This window comes from Methanospirillum hungatei JF-1 (genome assembly GCF_000013445.1).
In the GTDB taxonomy this organism is placed as follows: domain Archaea; phylum Halobacteriota; class Methanomicrobia; order Methanomicrobiales; family Methanospirillaceae; genus Methanospirillum; species Methanospirillum hungatei.
Map to the genome: position 1 here is coordinate 3011652 of NC_007796.1, position 15025 is coordinate 3026676.

Annotated in this window: 16 protein-coding genes; 9 read left to right on the forward strand and 7 right to left on the reverse strand. The window is 46.0% G+C overall.

Annotation, left to right across the window (positions count from 1 at the left end):
* Window positions 1-366 precede the first annotated feature (366 nt).
* Complete coding sequence (locus tag MHUN_RS14320) at window positions 367-774, forward strand: hypothetical protein (RefSeq protein ID WP_011449694.1); 408 nt, start codon at window positions 367-369, stop codon at window positions 772-774.
* Window positions 775-1022: 248 nt separating this feature from the next.
* On the opposite strand, the gene MHUN_RS14325 is transcribed toward MHUN_RS14320, so the two are convergent.
* Complete coding sequence (locus tag MHUN_RS14325; protein WP_011449695.1) at window positions 1023-1388, reverse strand: HEAT repeat domain-containing protein; 366 nt, start codon at window positions 1386-1388, stop codon at window positions 1023-1025.
* A gap of 510 nt (window positions 1389-1898) precedes the next feature.
* Here MHUN_RS14325 and MHUN_RS14330 point away from each other — a divergent pair.
* The 6 genes from MHUN_RS14330 (at window position 1899) to MHUN_RS14355 (ending at window position 9151) form a co-directional block, all read left to right on the forward strand.
* Window positions 1899-2312 carry a DUF2493 domain-containing protein gene (locus tag MHUN_RS14330; protein ID WP_011449696.1) on the forward strand — a complete coding sequence of 138 codons (414 nt, stop codon included), beginning with the start codon at window positions 1899-1901 and terminating at the stop codon, window positions 2310-2312.
* A gap of 343 nt (window positions 2313-2655) precedes the next feature.
* The gene (locus MHUN_RS14335; protein WP_011449697.1) at window positions 2656-3066 is read left to right on the forward strand and encodes a DUF2493 domain-containing protein; all 411 of its coding nucleotides are present in this window, start codon (window positions 2656-2658) and stop codon (window positions 3064-3066) included.
* Between the two features lie 124 nt (window positions 3067-3190).
* Window positions 3191-4075: a hypothetical protein gene (locus MHUN_RS14340; protein ID WP_011449698.1), complete on the forward strand. Its 885-nt coding sequence runs from the start codon at window positions 3191-3193 to the stop codon at window positions 4073-4075.
* Between the two features lie 229 nt (window positions 4076-4304).
* Entirely contained in the window at window positions 4305-4715 is a 411-nt protein-coding gene (locus tag MHUN_RS14345) for a DUF2493 domain-containing protein (RefSeq protein WP_011449699.1), read from the forward strand.
* 195 nt (window positions 4716-4910) lie between these two features.
* A complete protein-coding gene (locus MHUN_RS14350; RefSeq protein ID WP_011449700.1) occupies window positions 4911-6221 on the forward strand; it encodes a response regulator in 1311 nt (436 codons plus the stop codon).
* Between the two features lie 278 nt (window positions 6222-6499).
* Window positions 6500-9151 (forward strand): PAS domain S-box protein, encoded by a 2652-nt coding sequence (locus tag MHUN_RS14355; protein ID WP_011449701.1) that lies wholly within the window; start codon window positions 6500-6502, stop codon window positions 9149-9151.
* A 52-nt stretch (window positions 9152-9203) separates the two neighbouring features.
* Here MHUN_RS14355 and MHUN_RS14360 read toward each other — a convergent pair whose 3' ends face one another.
* From MHUN_RS14360 to MHUN_RS14370, 3 genes are all read right to left on the reverse strand, one after another.
* Entirely contained in the window at window positions 9204-9446 is a 243-nt protein-coding gene (locus MHUN_RS14360; RefSeq protein ID WP_048067580.1) for a hypothetical protein, read from the reverse strand.
* An 80-nt stretch (window positions 9447-9526) separates the two neighbouring features.
* The gene (locus MHUN_RS14365; protein ID WP_011449703.1) at window positions 9527-9934 is read right to left on the reverse strand and encodes a bacteriohemerythrin; all 408 of its coding nucleotides are present in this window, start codon (window positions 9932-9934) and stop codon (window positions 9527-9529) included.
* A 68-nt stretch (window positions 9935-10002) separates the two neighbouring features.
* The gene (locus tag MHUN_RS14370) at window positions 10003-10527 is read right to left on the reverse strand and encodes a GNAT family N-acetyltransferase (protein WP_011449704.1); all 525 of its coding nucleotides are present in this window, start codon (window positions 10525-10527) and stop codon (window positions 10003-10005) included.
* A gap of 227 nt (window positions 10528-10754) precedes the next feature.
* On the opposite strand from MHUN_RS14370, the gene MHUN_RS14375 reads away from it, so the two are divergent.
* Window positions 10755-11687 carry a cache domain-containing protein gene (locus MHUN_RS14375; protein WP_011449705.1) on the forward strand — a complete coding sequence of 311 codons (933 nt, stop codon included), beginning with the start codon at window positions 10755-10757 and terminating at the stop codon, window positions 11685-11687.
* A 9-nt stretch (window positions 11688-11696) separates the two neighbouring features.
* Here MHUN_RS14375 and MHUN_RS14380 read toward each other — a convergent pair whose 3' ends face one another.
* The 3 genes from MHUN_RS14380 to MHUN_RS19810 form a co-directional block, all read right to left on the reverse strand.
* A complete protein-coding gene (locus MHUN_RS14380) occupies window positions 11697-12530 on the reverse strand; it encodes a tetratricopeptide repeat protein (RefSeq protein ID WP_083758480.1) in 834 nt (277 codons plus the stop codon).
* The gene (locus tag MHUN_RS14385) at window positions 12472-12921 is read right to left on the reverse strand and encodes a GNAT family N-acetyltransferase (protein WP_011449707.1); all 450 of its coding nucleotides are present in this window, start codon (window positions 12919-12921) and stop codon (window positions 12472-12474) included. Before MHUN_RS14385 ends, MHUN_RS14380 begins: the two co-directional genes overlap by 59 nt.
* A gap of 138 nt (window positions 12922-13059) precedes the next feature.
* Complete coding sequence (locus tag MHUN_RS19810; protein ID WP_275039190.1) at window positions 13060-13188, reverse strand: hypothetical protein; 129 nt, start codon at window positions 13186-13188, stop codon at window positions 13060-13062.
* 193 nt (window positions 13189-13381) lie between these two features.
* Between MHUN_RS19810 and MHUN_RS14390 the strand changes: the two genes are divergently transcribed.
* Entirely contained in the window at window positions 13382-15022 is a 1641-nt protein-coding gene (locus tag MHUN_RS14390; protein ID WP_011449709.1) for a PEGA domain-containing protein, read from the forward strand.
* Window positions 15023-15025: the final 3 nt, after the last annotated feature.

The following is a 15025-nucleotide window of genomic DNA, read 5'->3' on the forward strand; positions in this document are numbered from 1 at the left end:
GTAAGAGGTATCCATACGATCGATAGTGACCATCCGGACATAACACTCCTACACTGTTCCATTCTCATTCAGACCGGCATAAACCTACGCCATGCGAATACGAAATGCGAATATGCATATTCTCTTCAGAAAGAAAATACCATGAGATGATTTTTATCCATAGGTAATCAAAAAAGTTCAACTTCTCCCATATCCAGGATTGGTACATCACAGATCACAACCTCCATCAGAATCAGTCATCAGGAAATATGTCACATCCAGGATGCGGTATGACAGACATGAAAACCCGAGTATACCATATATAAATACGTGTACTGGAGTCCTGCTTCACAGATCATTACATCTTGTGAGACATGATACTATCATATGTCCAGCTTGCCAGTGCCCGTATGTGCGGAAGAAAGAATATCCATTCATCCGTCATCCGGCCCCTTATTGAGTCAGAAATCGCCTCCTTCCGGTGTCCTGGGAGAACAAAATCCTGCGATGAAGGAGAGAATTTCTGATGCTGTTCTCATTCTTGATGAATACCTTGGTATATCATACTACAATCAGGAATTCTCCTATCTGGAATCAGCTGATGAACGAAATTACATCGGAAAAAATCTCATGCAATGTTTCTTCCGGATGATTCCCCCCTCCATGTACGAGTACATCGAGACGATTGTGCCGGGAATGGTAATCAGGAAGACCTATACCATCCATGCCGCTGATCAGGACTACTGCTTTCAGTACCACATACTGGGGACTTTGCATGGGAACGGACGGCCGTGAGTAATCATCCTGATAAAACCAGAACCGGATAATTTGTGTACCTGACCGATAGAAAGGCGATAGATAGAACCAATAGAGCACACTGGATAGGAATGCAGAACATAGTTGAGATGAGGAGGAGTTCAATACCTGCACGGACCTGACATACTGGCCCGTACGGGTATTCTGATTTATTCAGAAAATCCGGAATAAAAAAAAAGGGGAAAAGAGGGAAAATTATTCAGGATGACTCTGCATTTTGAGGGTTTTTATTTCAGGATCTTTTCAATTGCTTCTTCTGCACTGACACGGACAAAGCAATTATCCTCTCTGCACACTTCTTCAAGATAAGGAATAGCATCTTTTGAACCAAGATTTCCAAGGGACTCTGCTGCCATGAACCGAACCATCTGGTCCTCATCTTTCAGAAGTGGAAGCAGGTTTGGGAGTGCCTGGGCATCACCTATGTTTCCAAGTGCTTCGGCCATGAACATTCGGACCCATTCATTCTCATCTGCAAGTGACTGGACAATATATTGATATGCTGGTTTTCCGATCTTTGCAAGATCAAGCGCTACGGAGCATTTTTCTGCTTTGTCGCAGGATACAAGACGTTTATAATGCGTTTCGGGCATAACTATCACCTATGGGAGAACCAGGACGAACAGCACACAGGAAAACTGTCCGCATGATTGTTCCCGACCTCCCTACTCACAACTCTTGTGAGAACCGGTTATTAAGCATACGCCATGCGTATACGAAATGCAATTGTGCATATCAAAAATCAGAGAGTAATCAATACTACTGAACCAAAGGGATTTTATTAAGCTTGAATATCATACTGAGCGAGAGCTCATTGAGAGATTTCTCATGATTTTCTGATCTCGAGTATCATACGCAGTCTGTCAGTCAGCTCTGATCACTGCGCCATGACGAATCCTCTCTGATCATGATCATCCAACTGGGAGATTTCAGGGGAATGTAATGCATGGAGTCATGCCTTTTCTGTATAAGAAATGCATAGAATATATAGATAACCCTAAAGGACTCCAATTAAACCTTTTTCAAATAATTTTACACCAAAGGAAGTATGTTCACCCGTGGCATCATGGTGCTGGTGACACGGCGAACAAAGGAGAGAAGCCATGAAAAGACTCATCGTTTCAGGACTTCGGACCTGTGACCGAAAGGACATCGTCGAAGCTGAAATCTCGAAATATATTATGGAGATAGGAGGCGTCGATGAGATCGTGTCCGGTGGTTCAGAAGGTGTGGACCTCTTTGCCAAAGAATATGCACAGGAGAATGGAATTAAGTATGTTGAGTTCCTTCCAGACTGGCAGAGTCATATCAATGCAGCCAGTTTTATCCGGGATGCCCGAATGGTTGAGTATGGCACTCATCTGCTTGTCCTCTCAAACGGAATCAGCAAAGAATCTTTAAACCTTATCGAAGAGGCCAGAAGAAACCGCCTCACTATCAAAACAATCGGCGTCTTTAAAGGAATGCCCGGACATGAAAGCGGGTATGCCGGTGCATATCCGGGAACATTCTATTAATGCCATACGGTATCTCCTCCGTCCCTCCAAATACATACCCGGATGCATGAGACCCTCCTCTCATGTCTTTTGTTTCTGTTGACTGACTGTCCCACCCTTTTTTTCGCATATCATGATTACTCCTGAGAGAGAATATCGGATTATGAATAATCTAAAGAAGAAAATGGAACCAAGAGATATTCGGGAAGAGAGAATTGCAGGATTTTATTTTACGTTTTAATTTAATATATAAAAGTATTTTTTATGGAGTTTAGATAAGATACCTATTTTTAACCACAAATGCAAGGATGTTTGTTCACATGTGCATCGGTGCTGATGCCACATGAACCAGGAGAGAATGATCATGAAGAAACTCATTGTAACCGGCCTTCGGACCTGCGAAAGAAAAGACCTCGTATATGCAGAAATCAGCAAGTATATCTCTGAAATTGGCGGAGTTGACGAGATTGTATCAGGTGGATCCAAAGGTGTTGACACCTATACCAGACAGTATGCAGAAGAACACGGCATTAAGTTCAAGGAGTTCACCCCTGACTTCCAGAGCCATATCAATGCTGCAACCTTCATCCGTGATTCAGAGATGGCAGAATATGGAACTCACCTGCTTGTCCTCTCAAACGGAATCAGCAAGGAATCAAAGAACCTCATCGCTGAAGCACGATCACACAATCTTCAGGTAAAAAGTGTCGGAGGATTTGAAGGACCTTCAGAGAGTGAGATGTACAGACCTGGTACCGTCCCGACCCTTTACTAAACACCATCCCCAAATTCCTCGGGATCTCTATCACCATACATGGGAGATACCCTCCTTTATCCCATGTTTCATGAAATAAAACGCATGGAACGTTTTTATTCTTCAAAAGCTCATCATTTCTGACATGGATGCTTTTTTGCCTGAAGATATCTCCCCACAGACGACGGATGAAAAACCTCACCCGCTTCTGAAATATCTGAAGGGCTTTCAGGCAGGTTACGAATTTTCTGAATTATCACCAGAAGAGCAGTCCCTCTCAACAGAGATCATTGATGATTTCTCTTATTATATGTGGTTGTATCAGGATCAGACACCGGGCAACTGGACAAAGGATGGAGTTGAAAGGACATTGCTCATTCACTATCCCAGGTCGCTCATCCATTGCGAGGAGTATATTCTGGCGGTCCCGATCATTTTGTCCCGTTTTTTTGCATACTGTGCATCAGATAACCAGATGATAGGAGAAGAAGATCTTCCGGACCATATGCCGGCTCTGACCACTCAGTATTATTGCCGGATGGATGAATCACAGTATTGGGGACCGAGAAAAGCATTCATCTTCCTTGCGCTCGCCGCCGGCGTTGATAGTTCCCGGGATGATGCCATGTCCACCTTTATCTACCGATTCATTCAAAACCAGGTTCCAGGAAAAGATGAACAGACCATACGCTCCTTAACGCACGTCTTATACGAATGGCTGTTCCCTTTCTCTGACTCCAGGGAGCTCGCATCCCTGGATCCGGATTCCTACCGGCATTGTGCACCAGTTATCAGCACACTTATAAAATACCTGGTTATTGGATGCGGGATTCCTCCCATGGAATGGACAGGGGCAGATATATCGCGATCTCTTACCGATCTTCTCATCACAAGCCCGGACCTTGAAAACAGGCAGCACTATATCGTCCCCATCCTCCTATCTTTCTTTACCTTCCTTTCAAAAGAGCAGTTACAACCCCATGCTGATGAGATATGTCATGTATTGGCTTCTCCTGACCGGAAGATATGACCAGCCCCCCCATAATCACCTTCCGGTTGGATACTCTGTTATAAACAATAATTTTATCCTTCAGCCATGTCAGTTAAGCAGATAAGGATAAATGCTACTTTATAATTTATAAAAGTATGCCATAAGGACTCCTGAAAAAATATCTATTTTTAACGTCAAATGCAAGGATGTTTGTTCACAAGTGACATCATGGTGCTGATGACACACGAACCATAAGGAGAGAATGACCATGAAGAAACTCATCGTGACAGGACTTCGGACCTGCGAAAGAAAAGACCTCGTATATGCAGAAATCAACAAGTACATCTCGGAGATCGGTGGAGTTGATGAGATTGTATCCGGAGGATCCGGTGGAGTTGATATGTTCACGAAAGAATATGCACTGGAACATGGCATTACGTTCAGGGAATTTGCCCCGGATTTCCAGAGCTATATCAATGCAGCCACCTTTATCCGTGATTCAGAGATGGCAGAATACGCGACCCACCTGCTTGTCCTCTCAAACGGAATCAGCAAGGAATCAAAGAACCTCATCGCTGAGGCAAAGGCAAACAATCTTCAGGTAAAAAGCGTCGGTGGCTTTGAAGGACGTTCCGAGGCAGATTACTACCACACCGGTGCAGTCCCGACCCCATACTAACCCTATACCAATCTTTCTGATTCCTCACCTATCACATACCATGAGAAATACCCTCTATTTCTCTTACATGTTTATTATCAAGCCTTTTCCCGATTATTCATAGTATATCATTTTTTGTGCCCTGGATTCAAATCATCATCTTCATCTGTATACACAGCATGATGTTTTTAAAAGGCATGTAGGATATGCTCGTCTATGAAATCAAATCCTGACACCTCACTACACATCCTGATCGTTGAGGATAACCGGACTCAGGCAGAATATCTCCGCCATCTCCTTGAAAAACGGGGACATCAGGTTACGGTATCACAGAACGGTTTTGAAGCTTTGGAGAGAATTGAAGAGAAGAGACCGGATATCATCCTTACTGATGTGATGATGCCTGATATGGACGGGTATACCCTGTGTAAAACGGTAAAACAGCATGAAAAGTTTCACGACATCCCTGTCATCCTGGTGACGCATCTGTACAGCCCGGTGGATGTGATCAAGGGTCTTGAAGCCGGTGCTGATAACTTCATCATTAAACCCTATGATCCTGAGTATATCTTCTCCCGGATAACGGGCATCATGCAGGCAAAGAATCATCCAGGCACACAAGAGCCTGTCCAGCCGCTTGATGTGGTATTCTCCAGTGAAGTACATACCATCGCATCAAGCCGGATGCAGATCCTGAACATTCTTCTTTCAACCTATGAAACCGCGGTCAAGAATAACAGCGAACTGCAGGTAGCCCATGAACGGCTCCATTATACGAACGCACAGCTGCAGAAACTGATTGAAGATCTTGAGCAGACAAATGAGTCACTTCATCTGAAAAATCTTGAACGAGGCAGGCTCGAGACCGCACTGGCTGCCGCACATGAAAAGATCGAGATTCTCTCAGAGGCGCTCAAACAGATATATCAGATTCGGGTGCAGCCGGCAGACGAGATTCTTTCAGTACAGGCATCATTACCGGATGTAGGAGAGGGGATCAGTACTGCTTCTTCGCACCTGCATGCCGGTATGATCGCCCTGAAAAATATCCGGCAGTATATCAGAACAGGAACAATGCCCCGGACATGGCTGGGTATCAGAAACAGTATTAATAATACGATTGACCGGGTGCGCAGGCAGTCAATCAGGTATGAAAATCTCATTCCTGAAGACATTGAGATTTATGCCGATCCCTGCTTTGAACACGTCCTCTCAGATCTCATCGTTGCCCTTCAGGATGGAGATGAGAAGCCAACGGAGATGCGGTTCTCGTTTCATGTGAAAGAGAACGGATATGTCATCATCTGTGAAAACAATGACCAGGGAATAGCAGAGACTGACAAGGAAAAGATATTCACCTTTCACCATGGTCTGTTGTCACATCCATCCCTCTGTCTTATCAGGGAGATGCTGGCACTCTCCGGCATGGATATTGCAGAGACGGGGATACAAGGCCATCGGACACGATTTGAGATCGGGTGCCCGGAATCATCAGTCCGGTTTGGATCAGATATTCAGGACCTCTAAAACATGGGGTTTTAATCCGATTCAGAAAAGAACAGCCCTTTCAAAAACAGGGGATATCGAGGAAGGGTTATTCATACCAGAATGAACACATGTTCGGTGATTGTGATATATTGGCCCCTGTTTTCCTGTGTGTGATTTTAGCGTTCAGAGCAGACTCCGGCTCAATAGCGTGAAGACCTCGCCTCACACATGAGCATACAAAATTCGCCCTATGGAGATTAATAGGTAAATAAACGGGTGGCCGAAAGAATAAATCTTATTAACAAAAACATAAAACCGTGGATTCCGGTAGTTCAAAAATAAATCAGGATATCCTGGAGACCTTTACCAAGGGAAAAAAATCCCTGAGTATATCAGATATCTCCCGTTTATCCGGCCATCACAGACACACCGTTGCCCGGTACTTAGACAACCTGGTATCATCCGGAAAACTTGAGATGCGCCAGCATGGGCAGAAGAAGAAGTACTATTTGTCAGATATCCAACCGGAATCCTCCATACTCAACTTTTCGCCTCACATGCTCATCATCCTGAACATGGATCTCTCCATTAGATGGGCAAATGATTCATTTTTACGGATGATACATTCAACAATTGAAGCCATCTCCAACCTGAGCATTGAAGCACTACATCTTGATGACCTGTTTGGCCCTGACCTTGTTGCAGCAATCCGGATGGTCCGACCTGGTGAAACACGATCAGAAGAGGCACGAATTATCCGTGAAGAGAAAGAGACGCTGTACCTGTTTACCATATCCGCCGTCTCGTTCTTCCAGGAACGTCCTGCGCTTGTGATCACCGGGGAGGACATTACTGAAAAGAAGGCCCTTCAGGAGGCAATACGTACAAGTGAGTCAAATCTTCGTCTTATCACCGAATCAGTTCATGACATGATCATCAGGTGGGAGCCTGACGGAATGATATCCTATGTCTCACCTGCATGTGAACTGCTCACCGGGTATGTCTCCCAGGAACTGATGGGAAAGACGATATCAGAATTTATTCATCCCGAAGATCTCCCCCGGTTTCAGAATGGTGGTGAAACCGAGACGGTGAACTGGTCCCGCCTCCCTTCATCATTCAGATTCCGGACGCTGAAAGGGAAATGGATATGGTTTGAGACCACCACAACCCCCCGGCTTTCAGAGACCGGCGAGATTCTGGACTATATTTCGGTCTGGCGGGATATTACCGCATGGCTTGAGGCAGAGACCAAGCTGGCACTGAGTGAAGAAAAATACCGCCGTCTTTTTGAGGGTGCAAAAGATGCCATTATCCTTATGGAACTGACCGAGAACTTAAAGCATGCACGATTTCGTGAAGTAAATAACCTGACCTGCCAGCTGACCGGGTATACCTATCAGGAGTTTCTGACCCTTTCCCTGTCTGATATCATTCCTGAATCCATGGAGGAGTATTTTAATGAGGTTACTGAAAAGTTCATGCAGAATGAACAGGGGTTCTTTGAGATAGATCTCGTTCGCAAGGATGGGAGTCTGGTCCCGGTTGAAGTAAATGCCCACCTCTTTTACCTGCAGGGAAAACCGGTTGTTCTCGCAATTACCCGTGATATCACTGAACGGAGAAAGACTGAAGCAGCGATTAAAGAAGCACACCAGCGTCTTGAAGACATACTTGAATTCCTCCCCGACCCGGTCTTCGTGCTTGATACTGAAGGAACAGTGACGGCATGGAACCGGGCTATGGAAGAACTAACCGGGACAAAAAAGGAGGATATTATCGGATGTGGAGATTATGCCTGTGCAGTCGCCTTTTATCATCAGAAACGGCCGGTCCTCGCAGATTATATCCTCCATCGCGATGAAACCGTCCTCTTTCGGTATAACAATCCGGATATCGACGGAGACCGGGTCACGGTTGATGTTCAGACCCTGCATCCGGTTACAAAACAGCGAATCTGGCTGTGGATAAAGGCAGCTCCAATATATAATCTCAACGGGGACATCATCGGAGTCATTGAGACCCTGAGGGATATCAGTGAACGAAAGATAATGGAGTTGGAGATTCGAAAACAGAACGCGATTTTCGAAGCGGTAAGCCGGGCTGCTTCAGATATTCTCCAGTCAGCAAACTTTGAAGATGCTGCTCTTCGGACCATCGGCTTGATTGGAGAGGCAACATCCGTCAGTCGTGTCTGCCTTCTTGAAAAGGCACCCTCATCCAGTATCCAGCTTATCAGATCAGAACTTGAATGGAATGCGAAAACAGGAATTGTCGGACGGACCCGGTCTCCCTTATCAATGAGACTGAAAAATGACGATGAAGGATCGATCATAGAGGATGTGTTCGTACAAGAGAAGACCATCTACAGTCTGGTAAAAGATCTCAAGGGAAGTGATCGTCGGATTCTTGAACCGGAAGGAGTAAAATCAATCCTTCTCGTCCCTATCAAAACCAAAACTGATATCTGGGGTGCTGTCGGGTTTCTTGAAACAAACTCTGAGCGTATCTGGAGTCGAAAAGAGATTAGTGCTCTAGAAATCGGATCATCGCTCATCGGAAGTGCTCTCATGAGATTTGAAGCCGGGGAAAATCTTGAAAAGAGTGAGAAACAGTTCAGAACCCTGGCTCAGAACATTCCTGGGATCGTGTTCAGGGTCTCACTTGCCGGTTCAGACATGGAGTTTTACAACGACCATCTCGAATCGGTGACCGGATACACCGCAAAAGAACTTGCAAGCGGACAGATCAGCTCTCTTATCCCACTTATTTTTCCTGATGACAAACAGCGGGTTATTCAGGCAAAGAAAGAGTCAATCAAAACAGGAGAGCCATACGAGATAGAGTACCGGATTATTGACAAGTTTGGACATATAAGGGTCATGAGCGAGCGTGGCAGACCAGTCGCTGATGAAACCGGACTTGTCGTCAGTATTGACGGCATTATTCAGGAAGTTGGATCAGGATAGCCTGAAGGACGAATCAGGTGCAACCGGGGAGTACCCGGAAAACAACCGTCGCTTATTCACAAAATGCCTGTTCAAAGGCCATCTGGTTATGAGAGTACCGAAAATGTCTTCGAATGGCAACACTTTTACTGATTGGATTTATCCATGACGGGTGGCGATTTGCCAGAGGCGATGCGTGATAAATGAAAAATTCGCCATTCCCTGTTTTATACATAAATGAACCCCGTTCTTCTCGTTCTCCAATCAGAATGGAGGTTCTCGTGTCATATATATGACCATTTATTATCTCTTTCACGTGCACCTGCGCAACGATGCGCCTGAAATAAACGGCCTTTGAGAATATAATACTGATGGAGGAGAGATGGAATACCTAAATCAGGAAATATTCGCATTTTGCAGCGCCGGGACATATTTCTGGTCTATCGTGGAGAGATGCTCATTAAGCCAGTTGGTGAGGAAAATGGTCACTTCTGCACTGAGCGCTTCATCATTCTGATTGTATTTAAATAAAAAATCATTCACCTTCGAGATAAATGCATCATGAAAGATCCGGTGTTCGGCCAGATCAGAATAACCTGCCCTCTCCATGAGAGATTCCTCGGTCTGGAAATGGTACTCTGCGTACCGGTTCATCTCCTCAATCACATACGATACTTCCTCTTTACCCCGTTTTTGCAATAATGCCTCAAACATCCGGTTCAGAAGTGAGATAAGATGTTTATGCTGGTCGTCGATTGATTGAATACCGGTCGAATATACCTCATCCCATACAATAAATGCCATGCACGATTCTCTATCTCAAATGATATGAAACCTGTGATATCATGCGTTGGAAAAAAATAAAATGTAATTTATTTTCGGATATAAAACCTGACCGTTCCCTCCTCTTTTCCCGGTCCGTCCGGAATAAACCCGTTCTTTTGAAGGACCCGGACTGATGGATAGAGGTGCGGGTAAGTAGTCGCATACACCGTCCCGAAATCTCCCTGTGAAAACACAAAGTCAAGGATGGTGCCGACCGCTTCGGTTGCATACCCCCGGCACTGGAATGCCTCAAGCACTGAATAGCCGATCTCACAGGTCCCATCCTCGTTTATATAGAGCCCGCCACTTCCAATCAGAACCGGGCGACTGCTTCTCCCATCCGATTTCAAAATCCAGTACCAGGCACATAACCGGCAGGATGACGGATCAGTGAGCATTCCGATAAATTCATGAAGGGTTTCTTTGGTGACAAGTGGCGGAGGCCAGTCTCCTGGAACATCTGCATCCAGCAGGAGGGATAATCCGTAGTTTTCTTTCAGTTCTGCAGTACAACTGGCGACCGTTACCGGAACCAGACTCAGTCGATGACTCGAAAGTTCGTGTGCTATCATGGATAATTGATTCTGTTATTCGCATACGCTACTGAAATCTAAAAGCCAGGAGAACCAGTATAACGGGAGTTTTACAAGAAAAACACACCATCATGCACGGAAGATGCTTCCCGGAAAAGTCCTGACAGAAGGGAGATCAACCGGACAATCATGGCATCACCAGAGAAATATTGGATATAATACAATATACCGCTTTTTTCCCCTGTCAAAGAAAACAAAAGACAAATATGAAGAACCGAAAACGGTATATGATGAGCGGGCTGTCGCCGTTATACCGAATACTGTTTGCTATCCTCCTCATTTTTATATGTGTTGCAGGGTGCCTTGATGAAAAATCTGAACAGGGGAGAGTGATTGAGAACGAGCAGAACAGAGGTGTTGTTCCGGTATTCTCACCAGCCAGGGTATCGCAACAACAGACTATTGAAGATGCCCGGAATGTCTGTGATGCGGTCACACAAACCCTGACAGCCGAACTTGAGACCATCAATATCGCCCTTAGGAAAGGCGCGGACTATCTGGTAATGCAGGGGGTGAACAGCCCTCATGCAGAGAAGGTTTTGTCAGAGACCAGGAACGCTTCACCATATACATATAGTCCCATTCTCCTGAATCATGAACTTATCATAACCGGCGTTGCATCAGACGAGTATGCCGGGATCATCGGATCTGATCTCTCAAACCAGGGACATCTGCAGGACGCAATCACCCTGAAAAAGCCGGTCATGGGAGGACTCATCCAGACGGTTGAGGGAATTTTGGCAACTCCCATCAGCTACCCAGTCATTGTGAACGGTACGGTAACCGGAGTTCTTTCAGTCCTTATCGAGGAGAAAGAGATCTTTTCAGATGCCATCCTTATGGCTGATCCGGAGAGGAGATATGAGACATTCATCATGCAACCGGACGGTCTCGTCATCTATGATACCGATCCACTCCAGATCAATAAAAACGTCTTTACAGATTCATTCTTCCAGAAGCATCCATCCCTCACTGCAATTGTTCATCGGATAAAGAATGAGACCAGTGGAACCGGCGCATATGAATTCCAGAACGATATGTCACCTGATCTGGTGACAAAAGTAGTAGTCTGGAACACCACCGGCCTGTATGAAGGAGCCTGGCGGATAGTTGTCAGCCGGGTAATCTGTGAGACCTGACCCCCAGGTTTATTCCAGGGAACCGGTCAGGAGGGTTGCATCTGCTTCACACTCATCTCTTGCTACACGAAGGCGTTCCTGGGCATCCATATCATCGGGTTTTATCCGCATGACCTCTTCAAATGCTCTGACAGACTCACAATATCGTTTAGTTGCAAAGAGCAGAACACCACGATTATACCATGCCTGGGTGAGATTCCGATCTGAATCCAAGGCTTTGTTGTAGACCTTGAACGCCTCGTCATATTCACCACGCTGCATATGGACATTGCCGAGGTTATTCCATGCCAGGGCAAATGACTGATTCAATGCAAGAGCCTTGTGAAAATATTCGATGGCTTTTTCATACTGGTTCAGTTCATAATATGCAGTCGCAGCATAGTACCAGGCGATGGAATTTTGGGTATCCAGTGCTGTTGCTTCGAGGCACATCTCAATGGCTTTGTCATACTCCCCCAGCAGAAATAACGTCCGGCCGATATTTCCGAGGATGACAGAATCACCCCCTCCACTATCCCGTGCCGCCTCGTACCGGGCAAGTGCCCCCGTATGATTACCCTGATCAGACAGGACATTTCCCAGGTTGTTGAGAAGAGCGGAATTATTCGGATCACAGACCAGGCCCTGCTCATAGGCTTCTTTTGCTTCAGATAATCTGCCCTCCTGATGGAGCAGCATACCGGCAAGAAACCAGTACTCATAAGAATCGTCCATTCCGATATCAGCAACACCTACCTGATTGAAGAGAATAACAATCAGGATACTTTGGAAAAGTCTCTGCGTATCAGGGAGGATAAACAATAAACCCTTCCTTTTCTCCCCGGAGAAAACCAGCCTGCTCATAAAACCTGAATACTGCCTCACTCTTTCTACCGGATAACAGCATAACCTTGTAACAGTTCTTCTTCCATGCACAGTCAAGCACATGACAGATCAATGCAGTACCATAACCCTTATTCCGAAACTGCTTTCCGGTCACTACATTCTCAATTATACCAAATGGTCGTGCCCCCCTGGAGAGGTTCGGGACATAAATAAACATGCATGTAGACACCGGAACAAAATCCACCTCCAGGATAAAAGGCATCAACGCAGGATTATCCATGATCTCCTTCCAGGCATAGGACAATTCCTCCTCACCTGCCTGCTCATCATAATCATGCATGTCAGCATAGAGGGAGAGAAGAATGGGGAGATCCGAAGGATCAGCTGTTCGTATATGCAGATGAGCCATAGAATATATGAAAAACAGGTCTCTCTTCGATAATAAATTGAAAGGTATCACTCAAAAGATTCGAAAATAAGAACTGAACGCCATTCGGCATATCGCCCTCCATGATCCTTTCCGGAATCAAACGAGAAGATAATGGGGTTACATTGGTGCAGGAACCCCGGAATTTTCAATCTGACTTTTCAGATCCGCAATTCTCATCTCATACCGGTCAATTGCCCGCTCCAGAATCTCTTTCTTTATCCTTTGGATATCCGGCTCCTGATTCATTATTATTCCCCTGCCTGCTATGTCAGCAATGTATTCAATGCACTATCCGGGTATATCAGAGTTTGCCATGCAATAGTGCCAAACAATACGATTTTGATTCAAATGGAAAAATAATGCCGGGATTATGATTATTGCGTAATCTTCCCCATGACCAGACCGAAAACCATATCTCTGCACAGGGCACAACCCGGTTATGAACAGACGATATCAGATCGTATTCTGTTTCTTGTTAATTCTTATCCATCTCGCCCTGTGGCAGGTCCTGGCTGAAGAAGAGAGCATGCCTGAACCATTCCTCGATCCCGACGATATGCCCGGACCCATTGATGATATGTTCTTCCCTGATCCCTTCCCACCAGTCATCGGAGGTGATGTTGGATGGTTCCGGATTACCTCAGAACCTTCAAATGCAGAGGTCATCTTTGATGGCTCTCTGGTAGGGTATACACCGGTGACGGTTGAAGTATACACCACAGGTGCTCCATACCATACCGTCAGGATCGAAAAAAGCGGATACAAACCATGGAGCCGTGAACTGCATGAAAACCCGGCAGCAGGAGAGACAAAGCCGGTACATGCAACCCTGGGCCCTGATCCCTGCTGTAAAAGTCTTCGGATAACGTCAGCACCATCCGGGGCACAGATAACCCTGAACGGAGTATACCAGGGAACCACCCCAAAAACCATTGATAATCTGATAATTGGCTCATATCAGGTCACCCTGACCAGATCCGGGTATGAGACCTGGAATGGGAATATTGAGGTACGGCCGGACTCGGACAATACTATATACGTGGTTCTTGAGCCGAGCTTTGCCCCAATCACATCAGGTACACTCATGATCGAATCATATCCGGAGGGGGCAGAGATTGTTCTTGACCGGACCAGCCGGGGAACCACCCCCCGAACCCTGACCCTCCCTGAAGGTTCCCATACCCTTGTCCTGAACCTTGCCGGATATCAGCAGTATACGACATCCGTATTTATTCGGGACAAAGAGAATGCACGTATTACCGCGTACCTGGTGCCTGTAGGATCCATCCCAGCACAAACTCCGAACCCGGTCATCGTTGCATCACCGGTCAGTGACACTCCATCATATCCTCCATCATATGTAAGTCTCACCGTTCTTGGAGAGAAGGCGGCATCTCAGGCTCATCAGAACAAAAACTCATTCCTCGCGGCAGTCAATGATCCTCAGGGGGCGTTTGCGGGCGATACAGAATTTGTGAGTGTCCTTGCAGTGAATGGGACCCTTCTAGCCGACCCGGCTGCAGCGACCTGGATTGGAGAGGAGATTGCCACCTACATGGATCAGAACACAGTTCCCTATGGACAGGCAAGACATGCACTTGCCAGGCACGGGGGTGGAATGCTCTATGAAAATAACTATAACAATGCCTCTTCTGCTGGTGAACTGCTCATATCAGAAGTCAGGGCTGAAGAAGATGGGCTCATCATTACCGCATCCCGCCGCATGCAGACAGCAATTCCTATGATATCAGAAGCGACCATCAGATCCCTCTCCTCTGTGTCAGAAACTGATGCAGATAAGACCGGTGTCCCGTACCAGCAGGTGGTTGTCCCTGCAGAACCCAAAGACCCGACAGGTCCCGGAGATACTATCCTTGGGCCTGACAGAAACGGAATCAGTCTGTTTCCGGCGATTTATGCTCTCGCATCAGAAGGAGGAGGACTCTTATATGGTATTGAACCGGACGGAACTGATATTACCCTCTTTTATGTGTTCCCTGAAACAGACGGACAGATACTGGTCAGGTGGGTGTCTGAACCAGGGAGGGAGCACAAGGAAGAGGACCTTATTCATTCATAAGTC